General features: G+C 67.2%; 21 protein-coding genes. 12 read left to right on the forward strand and 9 right to left on the reverse strand.

Features of this window, described 5'->3' with window-relative positions; translation table 11 throughout:
- Positions 1 to 7: 7 nt before the first annotated feature.
- From N4261_RS03465 to N4261_RS03490, 6 genes are all read left to right on the forward strand, one after another.
- The gene (locus N4261_RS03465; protein WP_261758829.1) at positions 8 to 703 is read left to right on the forward strand and encodes an OmpW/AlkL family protein; all 696 of its coding nucleotides are present in this window, start codon (positions 8 to 10) and stop codon (positions 701 to 703) included.
- A 49-nt stretch (positions 704 to 752) separates the two neighbouring features.
- On the forward strand, positions 753 to 1,607 hold the full coding sequence (tsaB, locus tag N4261_RS03470; protein WP_261758830.1) for a tRNA (adenosine(37)-N6)-threonylcarbamoyltransferase complex dimerization subunit type 1 TsaB: 855 nt from the start codon (positions 753 to 755) through the stop codon (positions 1,605 to 1,607).
- Positions 1,604 to 2,101, forward strand: coding sequence for a ribosomal protein S18-alanine N-acetyltransferase (rimI, locus tag N4261_RS03475; protein ID WP_261758831.1), 498 nt, complete (start codon positions 1,604 to 1,606; stop codon positions 2,099 to 2,101). The genes tsaB and rimI overlap by 4 nt, the downstream gene beginning before the upstream one ends.
- A complete protein-coding gene (locus tag N4261_RS03480; RefSeq protein ID WP_261758832.1) occupies positions 2,098 to 3,078 on the forward strand; it encodes a uracil-DNA glycosylase in 981 nt (326 codons plus the stop codon). Before rimI ends, N4261_RS03480 begins: the two co-directional genes overlap by 4 nt.
- Positions 3,079 to 5,196: a putative bifunctional diguanylate cyclase/phosphodiesterase gene (locus N4261_RS03485; protein ID WP_261758833.1), complete on the forward strand. Its 2,118-nt coding sequence runs from the start codon at positions 3,079 to 3,081 to the stop codon at positions 5,194 to 5,196.
- A gap of 210 nt (positions 5,197 to 5,406) precedes the next feature.
- A complete protein-coding gene (locus N4261_RS03490) occupies positions 5,407 to 6,558 on the forward strand; it encodes a class I SAM-dependent methyltransferase (RefSeq protein ID WP_435532048.1) in 1,152 nt (383 codons plus the stop codon).
- On the opposite strand, the gene N4261_RS03495 is transcribed toward N4261_RS03490, so the two are convergent.
- Entirely contained in the window at positions 6,527 to 7,768 is a 1,242-nt protein-coding gene (locus N4261_RS03495; RefSeq protein ID WP_290428846.1) for a multifunctional CCA addition/repair protein, read from the reverse strand. The two genes, N4261_RS03490 and N4261_RS03495, sit on opposite strands and share 32 nt — an antisense overlap.
- Positions 7,769 to 7,924: 156 nt before the next feature.
- Between N4261_RS03495 and N4261_RS03500 the strand changes: the two genes are divergently transcribed.
- Complete coding sequence (locus tag N4261_RS03500) at positions 7,925 to 8,206, forward strand: hypothetical protein (protein ID WP_261758834.1); 282 nt, start codon at positions 7,925 to 7,927, stop codon at positions 8,204 to 8,206.
- Positions 8,207 to 8,349: 143 nt separating this feature from the next.
- Here N4261_RS03500 and N4261_RS03505 read toward each other — a convergent pair whose 3' ends face one another.
- Together N4261_RS03505 and N4261_RS03510 are read right to left on the reverse strand one after the other, a co-directional pair.
- Complete coding sequence (locus N4261_RS03505) at positions 8,350 to 9,054, reverse strand: glutathione S-transferase family protein (protein ID WP_261758835.1); 705 nt, start codon at positions 9,052 to 9,054, stop codon at positions 8,350 to 8,352.
- 27 nt (positions 9,055 to 9,081) lie between these two features.
- Positions 9,082 to 11,166, reverse strand: a complete 2,085-nt coding sequence (locus tag N4261_RS03510; protein ID WP_261758836.1) for a lytic transglycosylase domain-containing protein — start codon at positions 11,164 to 11,166, stop codon at positions 9,082 to 9,084.
- A gap of 119 nt (positions 11,167 to 11,285) precedes the next feature.
- Between N4261_RS03510 and N4261_RS03515 the strand changes: the two genes are divergently transcribed.
- Positions 11,286 to 11,879 carry a 5-formyltetrahydrofolate cyclo-ligase gene (locus N4261_RS03515; protein WP_261758837.1) on the forward strand — a complete coding sequence of 198 codons (594 nt, stop codon included), beginning with the start codon at positions 11,286 to 11,288 and terminating at the stop codon, positions 11,877 to 11,879.
- A 33-nt stretch (positions 11,880 to 11,912) separates the two neighbouring features.
- On the opposite strand, the gene N4261_RS03520 is transcribed toward N4261_RS03515, so the two are convergent.
- Entirely contained in the window at positions 11,913 to 12,920 is a 1,008-nt protein-coding gene (locus N4261_RS03520; protein ID WP_261758838.1) for a LysR family transcriptional regulator, read from the reverse strand.
- 137 nt (positions 12,921 to 13,057) lie between these two features.
- Between N4261_RS03520 and N4261_RS03525 the strand changes: the two genes are divergently transcribed.
- Positions 13,058 to 13,405 carry a DUF2917 domain-containing protein gene (locus tag N4261_RS03525; RefSeq protein WP_261758839.1) on the forward strand — a complete coding sequence of 116 codons (348 nt, stop codon included), beginning with the start codon at positions 13,058 to 13,060 and terminating at the stop codon, positions 13,403 to 13,405.
- Here the strand turns inward: N4261_RS03525 and N4261_RS03530 are convergent.
- Positions 13,365 to 13,880, reverse strand: coding sequence for a TfoX/Sxy family protein (locus N4261_RS03530; RefSeq protein ID WP_261758840.1), 516 nt, complete (start codon positions 13,878 to 13,880; stop codon positions 13,365 to 13,367). The genes N4261_RS03525 and N4261_RS03530 overlap by 41 nt on opposite strands.
- 80 nt (positions 13,881 to 13,960) lie before the next feature.
- Here N4261_RS03530 and N4261_RS03535 point away from each other — a divergent pair, with 80 nt between their 5' ends.
- The 3 genes from N4261_RS03535 (at position 13,961) to N4261_RS03545 (ending at position 19,088) form a co-directional block, all read left to right on the forward strand.
- Complete coding sequence (locus N4261_RS03535; RefSeq protein ID WP_261758841.1) at positions 13,961 to 14,551, forward strand: 5-formyltetrahydrofolate cyclo-ligase; 591 nt, start codon at positions 13,961 to 13,963, stop codon at positions 14,549 to 14,551.
- A 26-nt stretch (positions 14,552 to 14,577) separates the two neighbouring features.
- Positions 14,578 to 15,915: a Xaa-Pro dipeptidase gene (pepQ, locus tag N4261_RS03540; protein ID WP_261758842.1), complete on the forward strand. Its 1,338-nt coding sequence runs from the start codon at positions 14,578 to 14,580 to the stop codon at positions 15,913 to 15,915.
- Positions 15,916 to 16,307: 392 nt separating this feature from the next.
- Positions 16,308 to 19,088, forward strand: coding sequence for a TonB-dependent receptor (locus tag N4261_RS03545; RefSeq protein WP_261758843.1), 2,781 nt, complete (start codon positions 16,308 to 16,310; stop codon positions 19,086 to 19,088).
- A 191-nt stretch (positions 19,089 to 19,279) separates the two neighbouring features.
- On the opposite strand, the gene N4261_RS03550 is transcribed toward N4261_RS03545, so the two are convergent.
- The 4 genes from N4261_RS03550 to N4261_RS03565 form a co-directional block, all read right to left on the reverse strand.
- The gene (locus tag N4261_RS03550) at positions 19,280 to 19,864 is read right to left on the reverse strand and encodes a proprotein convertase P-domain-containing protein (protein WP_261758844.1); all 585 of its coding nucleotides are present in this window, start codon (positions 19,862 to 19,864) and stop codon (positions 19,280 to 19,282) included.
- Positions 19,865 to 20,281: 417 nt separating this feature from the next.
- On the reverse strand, positions 20,282 to 20,914 hold the full coding sequence (locus N4261_RS03555; RefSeq protein ID WP_261758845.1) for an OmpW/AlkL family protein: 633 nt from the start codon (positions 20,912 to 20,914) through the stop codon (positions 20,282 to 20,284).
- 120 nt (positions 20,915 to 21,034) lie between these two features.
- Positions 21,035 to 21,874, reverse strand: coding sequence for a methylenetetrahydrofolate reductase [NAD(P)H] (gene metF / locus N4261_RS03560; RefSeq protein ID WP_261758846.1), 840 nt, complete (start codon positions 21,872 to 21,874; stop codon positions 21,035 to 21,037).
- On the reverse strand, positions 21,871 to 22,710 hold the full coding sequence (locus tag N4261_RS03565; protein WP_261758847.1) for a TlyA family RNA methyltransferase: 840 nt from the start codon (positions 22,708 to 22,710) through the stop codon (positions 21,871 to 21,873). Before N4261_RS03565 ends, metF begins: the two co-directional genes overlap by 4 nt.
- Positions 22,711 to 22,800: the final 90 nt, after the last annotated feature.

Raw genomic sequence — 22,800 nt, forward strand, 5'->3', positions numbered from 1 at the left:
ACGAGTCATGAAGAAGAACATTTCCCTCATCCTGGGCGCGGCGCTGCTGGCCATGGCCGGCGCGGCAAGCGCCGAGGAGGCCGCTGTCGGCAGCCACACCTTCTATCTGGGCCTGGCCCACATCGATGTGAACAGCAAGGCCGCGCCGCTGTCCGGCAACAAGGCCTTCCCGGCGCCGGGCGCGCAGATCCGCGTCGGCAATGCGACCACGACCGGCTTCGGCTATGTCTATCGCATGACCGATCGCCTGAGCGGCGAAGTGGTGCTGGGCATTCCGCCCTCGCACAAGATCTACGGCAACGGCGTGCTGGCCAATGCCGGCCAGATCGCCGTGGTGCGTCAGATGCCGCCGACGGTGTTCCTGAACTACCACTTCAAGGAAGTGCTGCCCAAGCTGCACCCCTTTGTCGGCGTGGGTCTGAACTACACCTACTTCGAGAAGAAGCGCAGCACGCCCACCGGTGACGCGATCAGTGGCGGTCCGACCCGCATCACGCTGACCAACTCCTGGGGGCCGGCCGCGCATGCGGGCTTCGTGGTTCAGTACGGACGCAACTGGTCGCTGGTCGGCACCATGGCCTATGCCGATGTGCGCAGCACCATGCGGTCGTACACGACCACCAAGGACGGCGTCGAGGAACTGAGCACGAAGATCAACTTCCGCCCGGTCGTCACCTCTTTGTCGCTCGGCTACACCTTCTAACCGGGGGGATCGCCCCGACGGGCCCATCCAGGGCCGATACACTTGCCGCATGAGCGTGTTGCTGGCCCTGGATAGCTCGACCGAACACATGGCTCTGGCCCTCGTTGGCCAGGGCCATGTTGCATTTGTGGACGCCGATGGCGGGGCCCAGGCCTCGCAACGGCTGGTGCCCGACGCCATGGCGTTGCTGCGCCAGGCCGGACTGACGCTCGCCCAGGTGGATGCGGTCGCCTTTGGTCGAGGGCCCGGCGCCTTCACCGGCTTGCGCACCGCCTGCTCGGTCGCCCAGGGTCTGGCCTTTGGCGCCAGCAAGCCGGTGCTGAGCCTGGACAGCTTGATGCTGGTCGCCGAGGACGCCCGACAGCAGGCGCTCGTGGCCGCCTCCGCCTCCGCCTCCGCCTCCGCCGCCGTCCAGACCGCTCCAGCAACGCCCGATTCCGCCGTCGATGCCGTTTCGACTGCCGACGCTGATGCTGATGCTGATGCGCCCGATGCCGGCCTCGACGTCTGGGTCGCGATGGATGCCCGCATGAATCAGATCTACGCTGGCCGCTATCAATGGGACGGCCGCGCCTGGCACACCGTGGTGGCGCCGATGCTGATTGACCCGGAGCCGCTGCAAGCGCTGTGGCTCGATCAGCCGGCCGCCTGCGTGGCTGGCACCGCCTTGCTGGCGTTTGCGCTCGACACCGGGTCGGCTCGTCGCGTCGAACACACCGTGTCGCGTGCCCGCGCGCTCGGCGCGCTGGCGCAGCAGGCCTGGGCCCAGGGGCGCGCCGAAGACCCGGCCCATGCGCTGCCGCTGTATGTGCGCGACAAGATCGCCCAGACAACCGACGAGCGCGAACAGGCCAAGGCCGCGGCGAACGCCCTTCAAACGCCCCCGGGCGTGCCCGCCGCATGAGCGCACAAGCCCGCGAGCTGTTCGCGCCGGCGCCGCTGCAGCCGTTGCAGCCGCTGCGCGCGCTGGACCTGGACGAGGTGATGGCCATCGAGATCCAGGCCTACAGCCATCCCTGGACCCGCGGCAACTTCATCGATTCCATGGCCGCGGGTTATGCCGGCTTCGTGCTGCGCGACGCGCAGGCGCGGCTGTGCGGCTATTTCATGGCGATGCAGGTGATCGACGAGATGCACCTGCTCAACATCACCGTGGCGCCCGATCTGCAGGGCCTGGGACTGGCGCGCCGCATGCTGGACGCCCTGGCGGTGCTGGCCCGCGCCCGTGGTTGCCACCAGGTCTGGCTGGAGGTGCGTGAGAGCAACGCCCGCGCGCGACGCCTTTATGAATGCTACGGCTTTGCCCAAAGTGGCCTGCGCCGTGGTTATTACCCGGCCGCCGACGGTCGAGAAAACGCGCTGCTGATGACGCTGCGCCTGACGGAGCACGAGACATGAGCTGGACCGATCGTCAGCGCGCCATGCTGGAAGCGATGGGCCTGAAGGTCTGGGTGTCGCCGACGGCCGCGGAATCCTTCCTCCCTTCGTCGGTGACGGAGCGTCCGGCGTCGGCCGTCGCGTCGTCAACCGCTGCGCCCGCGCACGCCCCGAGTACAGCCGCCGCACCGTCGACGGCCCTGCGCGAGACCGACAGCGCGGTGGCGTTCGCCGAGAGCCGGCCGGCTGCACCGCCGCCCGCGCCGGTCCGCACACCCGCCACCGCTGCGGCGCCCACGCCGGCCGCCGCACCGCGTCCGATGGCGGAGGTGCTGGCCAAGGTGCTGCCGTCCACCGTGCCGGGCGACACACCGCAGTCGCCAGCGATCGAGAGTGGGCGCGGCCTGCCTCGAGGAACCATCGCCACGCTGGACTGGACCGGCCTGCGCGAGACCGTGGCGCAATGCCGGGCCTGCACGCTGTGCGAGTCGCGCAAACACACCGTGTTCGGTGTCGGCCATGAGCGCGCGCACTGGATGATCGTCGGCGAAGCGCCGGGCGAGCAAGAGGATGAGCAGGGCGAGCCTTTCGTCGGCGCGGCCGGCAAGCTGCTGGACAGCATGCTGCGCTCGATCGGGCTGAGTCGCGACGAGGGGCCACCGGAGCGGCAGGTCTACATCGCCAACACCCTGAAGTGCCGGCCGCCGCGCAACCGCAATCCCGATCCGGCCGAGCTCGCCCAATGCGAGCCCTACCTGCAGCGGCAGATCGAGCTGATCCAGCCGCGCGTGATCATCGCCATGGGCCGCTTCGCGGTGCAGCAGCTGCTCCAGAGCCAAGAGGCCATCGGTCGCCTGCGCGGCCGCGTGCACCGCTATCAGGGTGTGCCGCTGATCGTCACCTATCACCCGGCCTATCTGCTGCGCAACCTGCCGGAGAAGGCCAAGTCCTGGGAAGACCTGTGCCTGGCGTTGAGCACCGTTGAAACGGCGGCCTGAATGAACGCCCCCACCACGCCGCCCGAGCCGTCCGGCCGTCCGCCCCGCCGGACGCCCACCCTCGAGGACCAGGCGGCGCAGTTTCGGCTGCTGGTGGACCATGCCCCCGCGCTGATCGCCTTGTTCGATGCGCACGACCTGAGCTGTCTCTTCGCCAACCGCCAATATGCGCAGCGCTTCGGCCTGGACGAGCAAAGCATCCTGGGTCGCAGCTTTGACGACATCATCGGCGCCGACGCCGCCCGCGAGGTGCAGCCCTACATCGACCAGGTGCTGCGCGATCACCGCAGCGTCAACTATGAGCGTCGCCTGGTGCCGCCCGATGGCGAACCGCGCTGGATCGAAGTCAACCTGGTGCCGCACCTCACGCCGGATGGCCGCGAGGTGAGTGCCGCCTTCGTACTCATCTCCGACATCACCCGCTTCCGCGAGGCCGAACGCGCGATGCGCGAATCGGAGGCGCGTCTGGCGACCTTCATGGAGGCGTCGGTCGAGGGCCTGCTGTTCCATCGCGATGGCGTGATCGCCGATGTGAATCCGTCGCTGTGCGCGCTGATCGGCTATCCGCTGGAGTTATTGATCGGGCGTCGGGCGCTGGAGCTCGTCGCGCCCGACCAGTTGGAGATCGTCCGTGCGGTGATGGAGGCCGGCGACGAGACCCGCTATGAGACCGCGGTGATGCATCGCTCCGGCGAACGGATCCCGGTCGAATTCATCGTCCGCACGCTGTGGCGCAATGGCGAGCGGCTGCGCATGGCCGTGGTGCGCGACATCCGCGAACAACAGGCCGCGCTGGCCCGCATCCATCACCTCGCCCATCACGATCCGTTGACCGGCCTGCTCAATCGCGCGACCTTCATGGAGCGCCTGCGCGAGCGGCTGGCGCGAGGGCCGTCGCAGCGCGCGGCGTTGCTGTTCATCGACCTGGACAATTTCAAGCGGGTCAATGATTCGCTGGGGCATCTGGAAGGCGACCAGGTGCTGCGCACCGTGGCCGACCGCCTGCGCGCCGGTTTGCGGGGCGGGGATCTGGTGGCCCGCTTCGGCGGCGATGAGTTCGTTGTCCTGCTCGAGGATGTGCATCAGCGCAAGGATGTCCAGGTGGTGCTCAATGCGCTGCTGAGTGTGGTGGAAGTGCCGGTGCAGGCCGATGGCCGCGATCTGTCGGTGACGCCCACGATCGGCGTGGCGCTGTATCCGGAACACGGCGAGAGCCCGGAGGAACTGCTCCAGCACGCCGACACCGCGATGTACCTGGCCAAGTCGGCCGGCCGGGCGACCTACCGGTTCTTCGAATCGGCGATGGCCGAGACCGCTTATGCGGACCTGGTGCTGGAAGCCGAACTCGCCCAGGCTCTGACTGCCGATGAGTTCGTGCTCTTCTATCAACCGCAGGTGGCCGCGCAGACCGGCCAACTGACCGGCGCCGAAGCGCTGTTGCGCTGGCGGCATCCGACCCGCGGTCTGCTGTCGCCGGACGCCTTCATCCTGGTCGCCGAGCGGCATCGCCTGATGTTGCCGCTGGGCGAGTGGGTGATGCACGAAGCTGCGCGACAGGCCCGCCTCTGGCATGAGCGCGGCATCGCGCCGGTGCCGATCGCGGTGAACCTGTCGAGCATGCAGTTCCGGTTGGACAGTTTTTCGAAGTCGGTCGCCCAGGTGCTCAAGACCGCGGGCGTGCCGGGCGAATGGCTGGAGCTGGAGCTCACCGAGCGCATGCTGACCGATGAGATCGAGCGCCTGCCCGAACTGCTGCAAAGCCTGCGCGCGCTGGGGCTGGCGATCTCCATCGACGACTTCGGCACCGGCTACACCGCCCTCAATCAGCTCACCCGTTTGCCGCTGGACAAGCTCAAGATCGATCAGAGCTTTGTCGCTGGCCTGCCCGACGACCGTCCCGCCGCGGCCATCACCCGCGCGGTGGTGCAGATGGCCAAGGGCCTGGGCATGCGCGTCGGCGCCGAGGGCGTGCGCAACGCGCGGCAATGGCATCTGCTGGCGGAATGGGGCTGTGATGAGCTGCAGGGCGAGGTGATCGCCTCCGCCATGCCGGCCGAAGAATTCGAAGCCTGGCTGGCCGCGCGCGGCCGGTCCGGGCTGCCCAGGCTCGATGCATGATGTGGCGCAGACCGCCGCCCCGCTGGCCAGGCGGACCACGCTGGCCGGTGTGAGCGTGGTCACCGCGACGGACCGCTCGCCCGCCAGACGATGGACAACGTGATCCCTTCAACGATGGCCACGATGGCCACGATCGCAACGACTGCCTTCAGCGCCCCGGACGGCGCCTTCGTTTCCCGCGCCCTCGACGCCTTCGACGCAACCGTCACCATGATCCCGACCGACCCCACCGCGGCCTCAGCCGCCGCTCCCGACACGACCACCATTGCCGATGCCATGCTGGCCCGTGTGCGCCAAGCCATTGCCGACGCCGGCGGCTGGCTGCCGTTTGACCGCTACATGAGCCTGGCGCTGTATGAACCGGGGCTGGGCTACTACGCCAATGACCGGCGCAAGTTCGGCACCATGCCCTCGCAAGGCTCGGACTTCGTCACCGCGCCGGAGTTGTCACCGCTGTTCGGCCGCACGCTGGCGCGACAGGTGGCGCAGGCGCTCGAGCTCAGCGGCACCGACGCGGTGATCGAATTCGGCGCCGGCAGCGGCGCGCTCGCCGAACAGCTGATCGAGACCCTGGACGCCCTGGGCCGGCCACCGGCGCGCTATCAGATCGTCGACCTCTCGGGCAGCCTGCGGGCGCGTCAGGCCGAACGCCTGCAGCGCTTCGCCCCGCGGGTCGAGTGGCTGGCCCGCTGGCCCGATGAGATCCACGGTGTCCTGGTGGCCAATGAGCTGCTGGATGCGATGCCGGTGCCGCTGCTGCAATGGACCGGCCAGGACTGGCTTCAACGCGGCGTGGTCGTGGCCGACGATGGCCGCCTGCGCTTCGAGGACCGCCCCGGCACCGAGCGCCCCCCGACGCCTCCTGAGCAGGACGACCGGTTCATTCCCGGCACCGTGGTGGAGATCCATCCACAGGCCGAAGCCTTCGTGCGGACCCTGGCCTCGCATCTGAAGCGGGGCGCGGCCTTCTTCATCGACTATGGTTTCCCGGAGAGCGAGTACTACCATCCGCAGCGCACGGGCGGCACCCTGATGTGCCACCACCTGCACAAGGCCGACACCGATCCCCTGGTGCTGCCGGGTGAAAAGGACATCACCACCCATGTCAACTTCACCGGCATTGCGCTGGCGGGGCAGGATGCGGGGCTGATGGTGCTGGGCTACACCAGCCAGGCCAACTTCCTGATCAATTGCGGCCTGATCGATCTGCTGGGCGCGGCCGACTTGGCGCAGCGCGCGATGGCCCACCGCCTGATCGCCGAGCATGAGATGGGCGAACTGTTCAAGGTCATCGGCTTCGCGCCGGGCGAGGGCTTTGATGCGCTGGGCTTTACGGCGGGGGATCGCTCGCACATGCTTTGATGGCGGCCAGCCGCGCCTGCTGGATCGCTTGGCCGATGGCCTGGCCCTTCTTGCCCGCCGCCAGGGCGGCCGCCGAGATGGCGCCCTGGTCCACCGATTGCAGCGCCGCCAGATCCCGCAGCAGCGCCGGACGCTGTGGATAGTCCCGGGCCGCCAAACCGGCGCGGCCGCGCGCATCACATTCGCAGGCCAGCAGCATCAGGGCGAAGCGCTCCGGCCGCCGCGGCGCATCGCAACGCTCCAGCAGCCGCAGGCGTGCTTCCGCCGAGAGGCTCAGGCTTTGATGGACATGGGTGTGCTCGCGCGCCACCAGCTCGGCCAGTTCCTTGCAGTCGGCGGGCACACGCCAGCGCTGCGACAGCGCGTCGGCCAGCTCGGCGCTGCGGGACTCATGCTTGAGGTGGCGCGGCCATTCGTCCTCGGGCGTCGTCCCTTTGCCCAGGTCATGGCACAGCGCGGCGTAGCGCACCGGCAATACCGCCTCGATCCGTGCGCATTCATCCAGCACCAGCAGCAGATGGGCGCCCGTATCTACCTCGGGATGATGGGCCGGCGGCTGCGGCACGCCGAACAGGCGATCGAGCTCCGGCGCCAGGCGGGCCAGTGCGCCGCACTCGCGCAGCACTTCGATCATGCGGGAGGGACGCCGCTCCATCAGCCCGCGGGCCAGCTCTTGCCAGACCCGTTCCGCCACCAGGGCGTCGACTTCGCCCGCTTCGACCATGCGACGCATCAGTGCCATCGTCTCCGGCGCCACGCTGAAGTCGGTGAAGCGCGCCGCAAAGCGCGCCAGCCGCAGGATGCGCACCGGGTCTTCGACAAACGCGTCCGACACATGCCGCAGGCAGCGCGCCGCCAGATCCCGCTGGCCGCCGTAGGGGTCGATCAGCGTGCCGTCCTCGGCCCGCGCCATGGCGTTGATCGTCAGGTCGCGCCGGGCCAGGTCCTCTTCAAGGGTGACATCGGGGGCGGTGTGGAACTGGAACCCGTGATAGCCGCTGGCCGTCTTGCGCTCGGTCCGCGCCAGGGCCACCTCGTCATGGGTCTCGGGATGGAGGAACACCGGGAAGTCCTTGCCCACCGGCAAAAATCCCTTGTCCAGCAAGGACTTGGGCGTCTCGCCGACGACCACCCAGTCACGGTCCTGAACCGGCAAACCCAGCAGTTCGTCGCGGACAGCACCGCCGACCAGATACATTTGAATACCCATGTTGCAGTGCAGCATCCCCAGTTCTGGGGGTGCATAAACTAGTCTAGCTACGTATATTCACCATGTCGCCTGCAATCCAGTGTCCGTTTGAACGGACCGACTCGCCGAGAGAGACACCCGAGTAAGGCAGGCGGCAAAGCAGTAGGGAGTGTATGAATGAAAACTGTCGTCGTTTCGCTGCTGGGCGCCTTGAGCCTGGCTGCCCACGCGCAGGAGCAAGAGGTCCCGGCACCGCAGGTTCAGGCGGTGAGCGTGGCCGCTGAAACCAGTTTCAGCAAGCAAAGCCAGGAGGCATCGGCCCAGTTGCCGGATGTCAATGAGCAAGAAGGCGCGGACTCGCTGATGCCCGCGTTCGCCAGCCATCCTCAGAACCAGGCGTTGATGCTGGGCGGGCTGCTCGCCATGGGTTTCATGGTGCGCCGCCGGCGTGAGCATTGAACGGTCTACCGACCTGACCGCCAGCGGTCAGGTCCGGCGCGGCGCCGCGTGTGCCCGCCAACCCAGAACGGCGGGCGCCTAGCCCGCCGTTTTCTTTGGGGCGTCCCGGTTGGACGCCTGGCCTTCCTTCACCGATCGCTCGTTCAGCGCTTGAGCGTCGGCACCGGGCCGCTCACGTCGCGATAGGGCTCCTCGAAGTCGAGAAAGTCCTTCTCCGCCATTGCCTCGCGGATCCAGTCGCTCACCCCGGGCGCCTGCTCCACCCGTTGGGCGTAGGCCTGGGTCAGGTCGGTGATCGGCAGGCCGTAGCGGGTGATCCGCATCACCACCGGTGCGAAGTAGGCGTCCACCGCCCCGAATTCGCCGAACAGGAAGGGCCCGCCGCTGGCATTCAGCGCGTCGGTCCACAGTTGCACCACCCGCACCAGATCGGCCTGCAAACCCGGCTCCGTGGCCAGCAGGCGACGGCCCACCACCGCCAGGTCCGCATCGATGTTCATCGGGCAGTGGCTGCGCAGTTGGCCGAAGCCGCCGTGCATCTCCGCGCACAGCGTGCGGGCGCGGGCACGCTGGCGGGCGTCGCGCGGCCAGATCGGTTGCTCAGGGAATCGCTCCGCCAGGTACTCGATGATGGCCAGCGAGTCCCAGATGGCGAAGCCGTCGTCCTCCACCAACACCGGCACCTTGTGGGTCGGCGACACCGATTCCAGCGCGCGGTAGAAGGCGGAGCCCGGGGCGAAGTCGAAGCGCAGCTGCCGCTCCTCGAAGGGCAGGCCCAGGCCCTTCATCAGCACCCAGGGGCGCATCGACCAGGACGAGTAGTTCTTGTTGCCGATGATCAGTTGCATGGTCGGTGAATTCCTTTGGGAGGCGTGTCAGTTGCCGGCACCGCTGCCGGCGGTGGCGCCAGCGGGCGTGCCGGGCGTGGTGCCGTTGGCGGGGATGTCGGTCGCCGCCGCCGACGCCGGGCCGATCACCCGGCCCAACCGATCGCGCAGCAGGGTGCCGCCTTCGCGGCCCAGCAACTGGGCATAGATGGTGGCATTGGACAGCACCTTGCGCACATAGTCGCGGGTCTCGTGGATAGGGATGTTCTCGGCCCAGATCGCCGCATCCAACGACGGTCCCTCGCGCCAGCGGCGCGGCCGTCCCGGACCGGCGTTGTAGGCCGCTGCCGCCATGGCTTGCGAGCCCTCGAAGCTGTCCATCACCAGCTTCAAGTAGCCGGTGCCCAGCCGCAGGTTGACCTCGCGATCGCTCAGCAGTTCGGGGCGCACATCCAGGCCCAGCTTCTTGGCGGTCCAGCGCGCGGTGGCCGGCATCACCTGCATCAGCCCGGAGGCACCGACATGGGAGCGGGCATCCATCATGAAGCGCGATTCCTGGCGGATCAGGCCGTACACATACGACGGATCCAGGCCCGAGGCGGCGGCTGTGCGGAAGACATCGGCCCGGTAGGGCATCGGATAACGCTGGTTGACGTCGATTTCCTGGCGGGTGCGCTCGCTGGTGGAGATGCAGCGCTCCCACAGCTCGCGTTCGCAGGCGATCTGCGCGATCGACAGCAACTCCCGGTCGCCGAGGCCGCGCATGCTGAAGTTCCATTCGCGCTGGCCTTCGCTGCGCAGTCCCAGCGCGAGCAATTGCAGCGCACGGGCCACGCCCGGCTGCGCCAGCGCTTGCGCGCGTTCCTGGGCGGTCACTTCCGCCGGTTGCGGCGGCAACGGCAGGCGAAGCTTGAGCTCGTCGGCGGCCAGCTTTCCGTAGTAGGTCAGCGGCGAAGCGATGGCGCGCAGCGCTTCCTGGGCTTCGCGCCGTTGGCCATCACCGGCCGGGCCGTTGGCGGCCAGGCTCTGCTTGGATTTGGCGCTCCAGTATTGCCAGGCGGGATCCCGCTGTTCCGACGGACGCATCAGCGCGACCGCCCCCATCAGCAGCGCCGGTCGACCCGCGCCGGCATCGGCCCGCAATGCGGATCGGGCGACCCAGTTCAACGTGTCGTCGCTCCAAGCCACCGGCTCGCCGGCGCGCGCCTGCAGTCGGATGGCGCGCTCGAAGTGATCGCTGGCGCTGTCCTGCAGCCGCAGTGCGGCTTGTCGTCCCAGTTGGGCCCAAGCCCAGGCGGCGATCTCGGGCGGTAACTTGGCGGCCCATTGCTCGACATCGTTCGCCGCGGCGGCCGGGTCCTGAGCGGCCAGTCGCATCAGGGCCAGCAGCGTGAGCTCGGCCTGGGCGCGCGGCTTCGCCGCGGCCTTGCGCTTCAGGTAGCGGTCCGGCTTGTCCATCAGCTCGGTGATCGCATCGGCCTGGGCCTTGGGCAGCAGCGAACTGGTCTGCTTGATCGCGCGGGGGCGGTTGGTCTCGACCACCAGGCGCAGCTTCAGCCAGATGTCGCTGTCCTTGAGCTTGCCGTTGTCCAGCAGGGTGCTGGCCAGCATGTGGCAGCCTTCGTCGGCATCGCGCTGGGCCAGCCAGGCGGCGCGGGCGGTCTCGCGCAGGTCGCGGCCGCGGTCCGCGTTCGGCTCCGACAGGATGGTGTAGCAGACCACCTCGCGGTCGTCCTGCATCTTGTAGGCGGCGAGGTCTCGACGGAAGTTGGCCCAGTCGCGCCGATGGCCGAGTTCCAGCAGCCAGTCGTTGCGCAGCCGGTCCTCGACATAGCTGCCCGGCCAGCGCGCGTAGAACGCATTGAGTTCAGGCTGCGTGGCTTCGGAGAGTCGGTTGTTCAGCTCCCAGTAGTCGAACCACGGGGCCAGCGGATGCTGCTGATCCAGCGCCGTCTGACGGGCGGCGGCCAGGCGCGCCCGGTCCTTGACCCGCCAGGCTTCACGGGCCTCCAGCACCAGATCCGGATTGGGCGGCGGCGGATTGGGCGCCACGTTGAAGGACGTCTGCGCCCGTGCGGGCGTGGGGGTGAGGCTCGCGACGGTGGCGAATGCGGCCAGCGCTGCGCCGGCCACCAGGGTGAGAAGGGTGGTGTGACGGGCCCGGTGTGCTGCGACCGGGAGGGTCGAAGGGTGGGGGCGGGGGCCGGCGAGGGCGGTTACAGTGATCCGAGCGAACTTCATGCCGAACTGCGATGAGTGACTTCCCCACGGACAACCCCAGGCCCCATGAGCGAAGCGAATGGCGACGCGCCTTGCTGGCGCGACGCCGCGATTGGTGGGCCAGTGCCGAGGCCCGGTTGGCGGCCGACCGGCTGGGCGAGCAGTTGTCAGGGCTGCTGCGTCAGCTGGAGCCGCTGAGCCTGGGCCTGTACTGGCCGCTGGAAGGTGAATTTAACGCAGTGGCGTGGGCCCGGGCGCACAAGCTGGGCGAGCAGATGCAATTGGCTTTGCCGTTCGCGCGCAAAGCCACGGATCAGGGCCCGGCGCAGATGGAATTCCGTCGCTGGGACGGCGCCGAGCCCGCGCTGAAGGACGAATGCGGCATTCCCAGCTGCAGCGGACCGACCCTGGTGCCCGAAGTGCTGCTGGTGCCGTGCCTGGGTTACACCCGCGAGGCTTTCCGCATGGGCTACGGCGGGGGCTACTTCGACCGCTGGATCGAGGCCCATCCCGGGGTCACCACCCTGGGCCTGGCCTGGAGCTGCTGTGAAGCGCCGTTCGAGGTGCTGCCCCATGACCAGGCGCTGACCATTGTGCTGACTGAGCGCGAGATCATTGCGCCTTGACCTGGACCCTGGACCCCGGCCCCGGCCCCGGATTCAAGAGGATCGATCGCCCTGCGGGTCGGCGCCCGCCGGATCGGCTTCCCCGATCGCCTGCCGGGTGAGCGCGGCCTGTTCGCCGATCCATCGGGCGAACTCGACCACCTCCGGCCGGGAGCGACCCTGGCGTGACAACAGCAGCCAATAGGCGGTCGGGCTGTCGATCCGGCCCGCCGCGCCGAAGGGTTCCACCAGTTCACCTCGCTGCAGGGACTCCACCACCAGCGGCAGACGCGCCAGCGCGATCGCCTGGCCAGAAACCGCGGCCTGGATCTGCTGGTAGGTGAAATTCAGGTACATCCAGCGACGCGGCTGAAGCTCCGGATGACCCTGGGTCGCCAGCCACCGGCGCCAGCTCAGGTAGAGGCCGCTGGGTCGCTGGTCGTCCTCTTCGGCCAGGGTGTGCTGCCGCAGGTCGGCCGCTTCCCGCAGCGCTGGGGCCTGACCGGCAGCGGCCTGCGCAGCCATCCACGGTCCCGCCACCGGCGTGAGCACTTCGCCGAACATCCGCTGCGCCGACGACGGCATGCCCTTAGGCACGTTGTAGCGCAGGGCGATGTCGATCTCGCTGTCCTCCAGGTCCACGATCTGGTCATGGGCCGACACGCGGATGTCCATGTCCGGGTGCTCGCGCTGGAAGGCCTCCAGCCGTGGGATCAGCCAGAGCGAGGCGAACGAGGCGAAGGTGGTCACATTCACCACCCGGCGACCGCGGGCCTGGCGGATCTGCCGCACCGTGCCGTCCAGGCGCTCCAGCACCGCCAGCACTGCGCTCTGCAGCAGCAAGCCATCGGCGGTGAGCTCCACATGACGGGTGCCGCGCTGGAACAGCGTCGCGCCCAGTTCCTCTTCCAGGCTGCGGATCTGCCGGCTGACCGCGGACTGGGTCAGATAGAGCTCTTCCGCCGCCGCGCTGAAGCTCAAGCGCCGGGCGACGGCCTCGAAGGCGCGCAGCGGGCCGATCGCGAGGGGCCGTTGCCGGGGTTGGTGGACAGGCGGATTCATGCGCGGATGGTATCAATCGACGTGAGAAGACTCATTGGACCGGGCCTCGGGCGAACCCTAGGATTGCCCCATGTTCACGAGGCCTGTCGCCGCCTTTCGGCGTTTTGGATGCGGCGCCCGTGACGAGGGAGTACATCATGACTGTCACGTCTTCGTCATCAATCCGTCCCACCCGGGACGATGGCGCCTGGACCTTGTCGAAGGGCGATGCCATGCGTCTGCCGATCGGCCCGGGACCGCGCGAGCTGCGGGTGCTGGAGGGCCGGGTGTGGATCACCCAGCAGGGTGCCCTGCAACTGCCATCGGACGATTACTGGCTGGAGGCCGGTGATGCCCTGGATCTGCCCAGCGGCACCGAACTGGTGGTGGAGGCCTGGCCCAGCGCCCGCTTCCAGCTGCTGGTGACGCCCGCCTCGTGCCCGGCCACCCGTGCCCGTCGCGGGCTCACGCTGTCTTCTTTCGGACAGCGGCTGGCGACGGCTTGACGGCCTCGAGTCCGTTGGCGCCTCTGTGGCTTTTGACGCGCTGCGTCGGCTTGGCGCTCTTGGTCTTCTCGGCAGCCTTGGCAACCTTGGTGCCCTTGGCATTCGCTGACCGCAGCGCCGACTCCATCGCCAGCCGGCCCCAGGGGCGCATCAACGCCGGCGATTCCAGCGCGTCTTCCGGCGGCTGGAAGAACGAGAGATCAGCCTCCACCGTGGTGCCGTCGGCCCGGGTGCGACTGTAGCGAAACGGCTCGCAGCCGGCCGCGAGATAGCGCGGGCGGCTCTGCGCATCGGACTTCAGATAGAGCTGGTCGCGCAGGATGAGGCCGATGAACAGGTCGTCCACATACAGCCCATGGCCACCGAACATCCGTCGCGATCGGACCGGTCCGAGTGGACTGAGCAACTCGCTGCAGTGCGCCGCAAAGGCATTGACCGGCGCTGCGGGCCGGCGAGTGGGCGAGCGTGTGACCATGGTGATCCACTCTAGCGCGCCCTGGCCGGCACGGCCACAATCGGCGCCACCGGGGCCATGCCTGGCCCGAAGGGAACTGGATGGAGCTTCCGAACGACGAGACCCTTGCGGCGCGCCGAGCGTTGCGAGACCAACTGATCCAGGCGCGTCTGGATCTGCCTGGCCGGTTGACCCTGGCCGATGAACTGCAGCGGGTGCTGCGGGTGTGGCTGGTGGCGCGCAAGGAGTTGCGCATCGCCGCCTACTGGCCGATCAAGGGCGAATTCGATCCCCTGCCGGCGCTCTACCGCTGGAGCGAGGTCGATCCGCAGCGCCGCATCGGCCTGCCGGTGGTGGACCGCGAGGAAGGCCGGCTGCGCTTTCATGTCTGGTATCCCGGCTGCCCGATGGAGGAAGACGCCACCGGCATCACCAAGCCCAAGGACACCGAAGCCTTCGATCCGCAACTGCTGCTGCTGCCCTGCCTGGGCTACGGGCCGGGCGGTATCCGGCTCGGTTATGGCGGCGGCTTCATGCAGCGCACCATCGCCCAGATTCATCCCCGGCCGGTGGTCGTGGGCGTGGGTTATGGCCACGGCTTCATGCCGACGCTGAGCCCCTTGCCCCATGATGTGCGACTGGACGCGATGCTGACCGAGACCGGGCTGGTCTGGGAGAATCCCCGCGCATGACAGCCGCCCTTGACTCCCGTCCCGTCGTGTCTGCTCCCCGCTCTGAAGCGGGCCTGGACACGCTCTACACCGCCCACCTCGCCGAGCAGCAGCGCCGCACCGAACACGCCCTGGCGCGTGGTGGTTTCGATGCGCTGGTGATTGCGTCTGGCATCGAGAAGTTCGCCTTCCTGGATGACCGTCCCTACGTCTTCCAGACCAATCCGCACTTCAAGCTCTGGGCGCCGCTGATCCAGCATCCGGACAGCTGGCTGGTCATCCGTCCGGGCCACAAGCCCCGACTGATCTATTGCCAGCCCGAGGACTACTGGCATGTGCCGCCTGCGGCGCCGAGCGGTTTCTGGGTCGACCACTTCGAGCTGATCGTCGTGCGCAAGCCGGCCGATGCGCTGCCGCATCTGCGGTTGCCCGGGCGCTTGGCCATCGTCGGCGAGGCCGATGCGGCGCTGGAGGGCGTGGTGCCCAACAATCCGCCCGAGGTGCTGAATCCGCTGCACTACGCGCGCGCCGTCAAGACGCCCTATGAGCTGCTGCGCATGCGTGAGGCGTCTGCGTTGGGCGCCAAGGCGCATCTGGCGTCGCAGCGCGCGTTCCGCGAGGGGCTGTCCGAAGCGCAGATTCACCGCGCCTATCTGGAGGCAGTGGGCCATGCGGAGCGGGAGCTGCCCTACAGCAACATCGTGGCGCTCAATGCGCATGCGGCGGTCCTGCATTACCAGTACCAGGATGTGGCGGCGCCGGCTCAATCGCTGTCGCTGCTGGTGGATGCCGGCGCCCAGAGCTGCGGTTATGCGTCTGACATCACCCGCACCACCGGCAACGGCGATCCGCACTTCCAGGCGCTGATCGATGCGATGGATGCGTCGCAGCGTCGACTGGTCGATCGCGTGCGCGCCGGCACTGACTATCGCGATATCCACCTCGCGTCCCACCGCGAGGTGGCGGGCATCTTGCGTCAGCTCGGCATCGTGAAGATGGACGAGGAAGCGATGCTGGCTCAGCGCGTGACGTCCACCTTCCTGCCGCACGGCATCGGCCATCTGCTGGGCCTGCAGGTGCATGACATCGGCGGCTTCATGGCCGGCGAGGACGGCGGCACCCTGCCCAAGCCCGACGGCCATCCCTACCTGCGACTCACCCGTGAGCTGCAGGCCGGCATGGTGGTGACGATCGAGCCGGGGCTCTACTTCATCCCGATGCTGCTCGACCAACTGCGCGCCACGCCGGCGGCTGCGTCGGTGGACTGGTCGCTGGTGAAGCACCTGAGCGCGTTTGGCGGCGTGCGCATCGAGGACGATGTGGCCTGCAACGCCGAGGGCGCTCCGGAGAACCTGACGCGGGATGCGTTTGATGCGTTGAGTTGAGGGCCGTGCCGCTGAGGCGGCACTTCCTCCCCACAGAGCGCCTCCGAGGGGGCGCTTTTTTGCGCCTGTCCGTCGTCAATCCCCGACAGCGTGTCGGCTGAACAGCGACGTAGCTGCGGGTGTCTGGGACCTTGTGCCCCTGACCGTCAGGATGACTGAGGGCAAATCAGGATCGGGTTTACGAGAGAGGGATACGTCCAGTTGAGGGTATCCGCCGATGGAGCTGTTGCGTGGAGAAGTCACTCCAATGACATGTCTTTGCATAGTCGACATTTGAATTAATGACCTGGTAACAATTCGCATGGCGCCAGGCTCGCTGCATCCAGCGGGCCGTCCCAGCAGCGCCGAACAACGGCGCTTCATCGAGCGTCCACCCTTAGGAGCCCAGTTCCATGTCTCGACTCATTCCAAAGCAACCGAAGCTGTTGCTGACCAGTGTGGCCGTTGCGAGCAGCCTGTCCTGTGCGGCGGCGATGGCCCAGTCCGATGTGCCTGCGACCACGCAACTCGAGCGTGTGGAGGTGACCGGCTCCAACATCAAGCGTCTGGCCTCCGAGACGGCCTCGCCGGTGCAGGTCTACAACCGCGACGAGATTCGTCGTACAGGCGGCACCACGGTTCGTCAGGTGCTGGACACGCTGACGGCCACGACCAGCAACGAGCTGCGTGACGATGGCAACAACTCGAGCTTTGCCTCCGGGGCCACCGGCGTGTCGATGCGTGGCCTGGGCAAGGGCGCGACCCTGGTGCTGCTCAATGGTCGCCGTGTCGCCAACTATGGCCTGGCCGATGGCGCGAAGGACACCTTCGTCAACATCGACTCGATCCCGTCGGACGTGGTGGAGCGCATCGAAGTCCTCAAGGACGGCGCCTCCGCCATCTACGGCTCCGATGCGATGGCCGGCGTGATCAACATCATCACGCGGCGCAGCTACAACGGCGTTGGCGTGTCCGCCAGCTATGTCTACAACGACAACCCCAGCGTCGGGGACCAGAAGACCGCCAGCATCGTGGCGGGTTACGGCGATCTGGAGCGGGACCGCTTCAACATCTTCGGCAACATCGAGGCCTATCGCCGCGAGGGCTACACCGTGGCTGACGTCAAGGACAGCTACCCAGCCTGGCACAAGGGCATCGTGAGCCCGTCGTTCGGTGATCCGTCGGTGACGTCATTCCCGGGCAACCTGCGCAATCCGACCACCAATGCCCGTGTACCGGTGGCCGGTTGCTCGACCATCTCCGCCGGCGCCTGCGTGACGGACCTGAACGGCATCAACCCGCTCTCGGATCCCGCGCACCGCATCAACCTGTTCACCGGCGCTCGGTTCAAGATCAACGAGGACATTCAGGCCTTTGCTGAACTGTCCTACTCGAAGACCACCACCGAGTACTACAACCTGCCCATGACGATTGCGTCCGGTGCGACCTCGCGCTGGTACGACGGCTACAACAAGGTGGCTCAATCGGTGCCGAATCCGCGGCTGGCGGTCGGCAACCCGGCCAACCCGTTCGCGGTGCCGGTCGGCATCGACTATCGCTTCATGGATGACCCCAGCATCTTTGGTTATGACAATGACGCCAGCCAGTACCGGGCCATGGTGGGGTTGCAAGGCAACTTCCGCGGCTATGACTGGGAAGTCGCCGGTGGACGCGTCAATGCCAAGGCCGACAAGCTGAGCCGTTGGGGCTCTCGCGACCTGTTCGCCGCGGTGGCGTCCGGCGAGTACAAGATCGGTGGACCGAACAGCAAGGAGTTGCTGGACAAGTACTTCCCGATCCAGGGTTCGAACGGCAAGAACCATCAGAACTGGGTGGATGCCAAGGTCAGCGGCGAGATCGCGCAACTGCCGGGGGGGCCGCTGGCCTTCGCCGTGGGCGCCGAGCACCGAGAGGAGGCTGTCAGCATCATTTCGACCCAGAACGTGCTGCGGGCCGAAATCATCGGTCGCGGCTCGGTGCTGATCGATGGTGACCGGAAGCTGGACGCGGCATTCCTGGAGCTGAATGCGCCGGTGTTCAAAGGCCTGGAGCTGAACGGCGCGCTGCGTTGGGACAAGGCGTCGGGCTTCGATGGTCGCGTGTCGCCGAAGTTCGGCGTCCGTTATGAGGTCATGCCGCAACTGCTGTTGCGCGGAACGGTGGCTGGCGGCTTCCGCGCCCCGAACATCCCGGAGACCCTGGGCCAGGTCGGTGTGACCGGATTCTTCAACAACACCGTCGACCCCCGTCGTTGCGAAACCGCCACCGCGCTGCGCAGCATCCTGCAAAAGGGCACGGCAGCCGATCGATCCGACGCCACGACGGCGTTCAATAGTGGCTGCCTGGCCTCATTGCCTGCGATGATTTCGGCCAATCCGAACCTGAAGCCGGAAACATCGAAGAGCTTGACGGTGGGCTTCGTGTTCGAACCCGTCAAGAACCTGTCGCTCGCGGTGGACTACTTCAAGATCGAACGCAAGAACGAAATCAGCTCGCGGGACCCGGCCTACGTGCTGGAACGCGAAGGCACGGCGGGTTACGAGAGCATGATCAGCCGTGGCGCGTTGACCGATCAGGAGCAGGCCTGGGTGACTCGGGCCAAGGCCCTCGATCCGGTTGCGGCAGCCAACCTGAACTGGCAAGCCGGTCAGATCACCTCGCTGCTGCTGCAGTACGAGAACTTCGGCAAGACGGAGACCTCCGGCGTGGACATCGACGTCAAGGGTCGGGTCTCCTCCGGGGAGTTCGGCACGCTGAACCTCGGCGTCGCGGCGACCTATGCGCTCACCTACAAGCCCTGGGACATCGACGCCGGCGAATGGCGACCTAACCAGGTCAGCAAGTACACCAACCCGCGCTTGAAGGCCGTGTTCTCGGCCTACTGGACCAAGGGTCCGTGGACCACGGGGCTGCGCTTCAACTACACCTCGAAGACTTCGCTCAACTATGACGAGACGGACGAGTCGGCGTGGGGTGAGGCGGCCTGCAGGACACGTCTGAACCCGGGCAGCCTGCCTTGCTTCATCGACGAGGACCTTCGGACCGACTTCAGCCTGGCCTACACCGGCATCAAGAACCTGCGCCTGTCGCTCAACATCAACAACTTGATGGGGGATGAGCGTCCGGTGAATCTGCGTGGGGGTTACAGCATCCGGCCGCGTGCGTTCAAGGTGGGCGCGTCTTACGAATTCTGATCACGGCGCCGGCTGAGGCTGGCGCATGTCAGATTCACGACAAGGGGCCGCATGGCCCCTTTGTCATGAACCGCGATCTGAATGTGAAAGGGCCCCGTCAGTCACGACGGGGCCCTTGTTCATTGGGGCGATCGGCCTCATGGCAGCTGGACGACTGCGGACAGTGCTGCCCGCTGCCGTGCTGCGCAGGCTCAGACCTTGCGACGACGCGCCAGACCCACACCCGCCAGCGCGATGCCGACCAGCGCCAGCGAGGCCGGCTCCGGCACGTTCTGGTTGTCCTGGCTCAGGCCCGAGAAGGTCAGGCCCCAGCTGTTCAGGCGGCCGTTGTCGAAGGCGGTGACGTCAGACACGCGCAGCGTCCAGGTGCCGAAGGCGTCCTGGCCGTCCAGGGCCGACAGCCGCGCATCCGGACGATAGCTGCCGGTGAACGGCGCACGGGCACCGGCGACGGCCACGGTGGCTTCGTCGTCAAACACGGTGTTGATGAAGTTCTCACCGCTGTTGCCGCGGCGGTTGCTCAGCGTCACCAGCGTGCCCGTGGGCGAGATCAGTTGGATCAGCAGGTCCGAATCCCAGGTGTGACGCAGGTCGAACAGCGACACATTCACATCGTCCAGCAGCAGGTGGCTGCCGTAGGTGATGGTCGAGGTGACGGTGCACAGGTCGCAAACCGTGACTGGGGTGTTGTTGCTCACGGTCACGATGCCCGCGTGGGCGCTGAGCGCCGTGGTGAGGGCAGTGGCGGCGGCAAGGACGAAGCGCTTGATGGTCATGGGAAAGAAGGGGGGCAGAGTCAAAGAAAGAGGTTTCGCTCCATATACAAGCAGACTCCATGCCTAGAACTAGGGATGGCAGCTCGTCTCCAATCGTGACAAGGGGTTGCATTCGTTGCCGTGACTTACTACCGGTGACGCTTTTCGTGTCCCTTGTTCAGGTGTCAAGAAATCCGACGCTTTTCGAGCCTCGATGTCGGGTTTGGCTACACCTCGCCAGATGCAAAAAAGGCGCCGAAGCGCCTTGGGGGAACTGCTGCTGGGGCCACGATGAACGCGGCTCAGTTGGAATGCGGCTCAGCTAAAGGGCGCCCGCCTTGGCGGTGGCGCCGGCTGACTCATCCGCAGTTGGAGAGATCCGGCAGTGTTTGCCCCTGATCTGCGATCAGACCGCCGGATCTCGCCGAACCTGGGCAATCAGAAGCGGTAGCCGACGCCCACGCTCAGCAGCAGCGGGTCGATCTTGAACTTGCCCACTTCGGTGTTGGCCGAATAGACCTTGGTGTCGATCTGCACCTTCTTCACATCGAAGTTCACCGACCACTGACGGTCGATCATCACATCGGCGCCGACCTGGGCCGAGAAGCCGAAGCTGTTGCGCTTGATGCTGGGGCTCAGAGCGGCTTGCACGGCGGGATTGAAGTGCACGCCGGAGAAGCGGGTGTAGTTGATGCCGGCGCCGACGTACGGGCGGAACTGGCCTTCCGGATTGAAGTGATATTGCAGCGACAGGGTCGGCGGCAGGTGCTTGACGGTGCCGATCTGGGTGCCGCCGGCGCTCAGCTTGTGCTTTTGCGGATAGGTCAGGACCAGTTCGGTCGCCAGGTTGGGCGTGAAGAAGTAGGTGAAGTCCACTTCGGGAATGGTCTTCTTGCTCAGCTTCAGGCCCAGGCCGGTGCTGTCCTTGTCGGCCGGGTCCAGGGACACGGCACGCACGCGCACCTGGAACGGGCCGGAGCCGGCGGTCTGCGCATGAACCTGCGCAGTGAGCGCCACCAGTGCGGCAGCAGCGATCAGTTGGGGAAGGGTGCGGGTCTGGAAGCGGGCCATTGGTTTTCTCCGGGATGGGTGAATCACGGAGCTATTGAACGGCCGGCGAGCGCCTGTTTTGTTGACCTGGAACAAGCCTGGCGCGCAGCGAGCCGGTCACCGGCCGCTGCTTGCGGCAGATCAACGTTCGGCCGACAGACCGAGGCGTTGGCACAACGCCAGCGTCAGTGCCGACTGATTGAGCGTATAGAAGTGCAAGCCCGGGACGCCGCCAGCGATCAGCCGCTCGCACAGGCGGGTGACCACCTCCAGGCCGAAGGCGCGCACCGAGGCCGCATCGTCCATGTAGCCTTCCATCTTCAACGCCACCCAGCGCGGGATCTCGATGCCGTCGCGCTGCGCGAACTGGGCGATGCGGGCGTAGTTGTTGATCGGCATGATGCCCGGCACGATGGGCACGTCCACGCCGAGCGCCCGCACCGCATCGACGAAGTGGAAGTAGGCATCCGGGTTGTAGAAGAACTGGGTGATGGCACCGCTGGCACCGGCTTTCACCTTGTCGGCGAAGAACTGCAGGTCGCGGGCGGCATAGCGTTGCTGCGGGTGGTATTCGGGGTAGGCGGCGACCTCGATGTCCCAATCGTCGCCCTGGGTCTCGCGGATGAAGCGCACCAGCTCGGCGGCATAACGGAACTCGCCGGCCGTGGCGGTGCCGCTGGGCAAATCGCCACGCAGGGCCACGACGCGCCGGATGTTCTGGGCGCGATAGGTGCTGAGGATCTCCGCAATGTTCTCGCGGGTGGAGCCGACGCACGACAGATGGGGCGCGGCCTCGAAGCCCTGGCTGGCGATGTCGGCCACGGTGGCCAGCGTCTTCTCGCGGGTGGAGCCGCCGGCGCCATAGGTGACGCTGAAGTAGTGCGGATTCACCGCGCGCAATTCCTGCACCACGGTCTTGAGCTTCTCGGTGCCGACGGGGGTGTTGGGCGGGAAGAATTCGATGCTGACCGGGGTCGTCATGTGGCGTCCTTGGCGTCTGGAGAAATCGGGGCCGAAGCGGATCGGCGGGAAGCGGCGCTTGCCGGTGGCGCGGCGGCCACGTCCGGCCGGCTCGCCCACAGGAAGAATTCGCGGTTGCCGTCGCCACCGGCGATGGCGCTGTCAAACCAGCCGCGCACGGTCCAGCCGAGCGCAATGGCGGCGGCATGAGCCTGCTCGGCCAGCGCGGGATAGAGCGAGGGATCCTTGACCAAGCCGCCCTTGCCGATGGCCTGAGGACCGAGTTCGAACTGGGGCTTGATCAACAGCAGCACCTGACCCTGGGCAGACAGCCAGCGATCGAGATGGGGCAGGGCGCCGATCATCGAAATGAAGCTCAGGTCGCCGACGATCAACGCAAAGCCGCCGGCGGGCGCGAGGGTTTGCAGCGCTGAGGTGTCGAGCTCCCGGACATGGGTGCCTTCCAACGCGCTCACGCGGGCATCGGCCTGAAGGTTGGGGTGCAGTTGGCCGTGTCCCACATCGACGCCGACCACGGCGGCAGCGCCGGCCTTCAGCAGGCAGTCGGTGAAGCCGCCGGTGCTTTGGCCGATGTCGAGCGCGATCAGGCCGGACACGTCGAGCCCGGACGCACGCAGTGCGCCTTCAAGCTTCAGGCCGCCGCGCGAGACATAGCGCAGTTCGGCGTTGTCGGTGATGCGGAGTTCGGCATGGTCCGGCAGCGCTTCGCCGGCCTTCTTCAGCGGCACCCAGCCTTTGGGCGAGGCCCACTGCACGGCGCCTCGCTCGATCAGCCGCTGGGCGGCGGATCGCGTGGGAGCCAGTCCGGCGGCCACGATGAATTGATCGGCTCTCATCGCATCAGGGGCGGGAAGTCAGCATGTCGGATCCCGCAGGATCCATGAAATCGTGAAGGCACCGAAGGCCCGCCACCGTCTCGACGGACG

Source organism: Roseateles amylovorans, assembly GCF_025398155.2.
GTDB classification, from domain to species: Bacteria; Pseudomonadota; Gammaproteobacteria; order Burkholderiales; family Burkholderiaceae_C; genus Roseateles; species Roseateles amylovorans.

Coding starts and splice junctions, on each gene's coding strand:
- tsaB (WP_261758830.1), top strand. CDS start 753: ATGAGCGTGTTGCTGGCCCTGGATAGCTCGACCGAACACATGGCTCTG.
- N4261_RS03525 (WP_261758839.1), top strand. CDS start 13,058: ATGACTGTCACGTCTTCGTCATCAATCCGTCCCACCCGGGACGATGGC.
- N4261_RS03550 (WP_261758844.1), bottom strand. CDS start 19,864: ATGACCATCAAGCGCTTCGTCCTTGCCGCCGCCACTGCCCTCACCACG.
- metF (WP_261758846.1), bottom strand. CDS start 21,874: ATGACGACCCCGGTCAGCATCGAATTCTTCCCGCCCAACACCCCCGTC.
- N4261_RS03490 (WP_435532048.1), top strand. CDS start 5,407: ATGATCCCGACCGACCCCACCGCGGCCTCAGCCGCCGCTCCCGACACG.
- N4261_RS03565 (WP_261758847.1), bottom strand. CDS start 22,710: ATGAGAGCCGATCAATTCATCGTGGCCGCCGGACTGGCTCCCACGCGA.
- N4261_RS03515 (WP_261758837.1), top strand. CDS start 11,286: ATGAGTGACTTCCCCACGGACAACCCCAGGCCCCATGAGCGAAGCGAA.
- N4261_RS03480 (WP_261758832.1), top strand. CDS start 2,098: ATGAGCTGGACCGATCGTCAGCGCGCCATGCTGGAAGCGATGGGCCTG.
- N4261_RS03505 (WP_261758835.1), bottom strand. CDS start 9,054: ATGCAACTGATCATCGGCAACAAGAACTACTCGTCCTGGTCGATGCGC.
- N4261_RS03500 (WP_261758834.1), top strand. CDS start 7,925: ATGAAAACTGTCGTCGTTTCGCTGCTGGGCGCCTTGAGCCTGGCTGCC.
- N4261_RS03555 (WP_261758845.1), bottom strand. CDS start 20,914: ATGGCCCGCTTCCAGACCCGCACCCTTCCCCAACTGATCGCTGCTGCC.
- rimI (WP_261758831.1), top strand. CDS start 1,604: ATGAGCGCACAAGCCCGCGAGCTGTTCGCGCCGGCGCCGCTGCAGCCG.
- N4261_RS03520 (WP_261758838.1), bottom strand. CDS start 12,920: ATGAATCCGCCTGTCCACCAACCCCGGCAACGGCCCCTCGCGATCGGC.
- N4261_RS03535 (WP_261758841.1), top strand. CDS start 13,961: ATGGAGCTTCCGAACGACGAGACCCTTGCGGCGCGCCGAGCGTTGCGA.
- N4261_RS03530 (WP_261758840.1), bottom strand. CDS start 13,880: ATGGTCACACGCTCGCCCACTCGCCGGCCCGCAGCGCCGGTCAATGCC.
- N4261_RS03465 (WP_261758829.1), top strand. CDS start 8: ATGAAGAAGAACATTTCCCTCATCCTGGGCGCGGCGCTGCTGGCCATG.
- N4261_RS03495 (WP_290428846.1), bottom strand. CDS start 7,768: ATGGGTATTCAAATGTATCTGGTCGGCGGTGCTGTCCGCGACGAACTG.
- N4261_RS03485 (WP_261758833.1), top strand. CDS start 3,079: ATGAACGCCCCCACCACGCCGCCCGAGCCGTCCGGCCGTCCGCCCCGC.
- N4261_RS03545 (WP_261758843.1), top strand. CDS start 16,308: ATGTCTCGACTCATTCCAAAGCAACCGAAGCTGTTGCTGACCAGTGTG.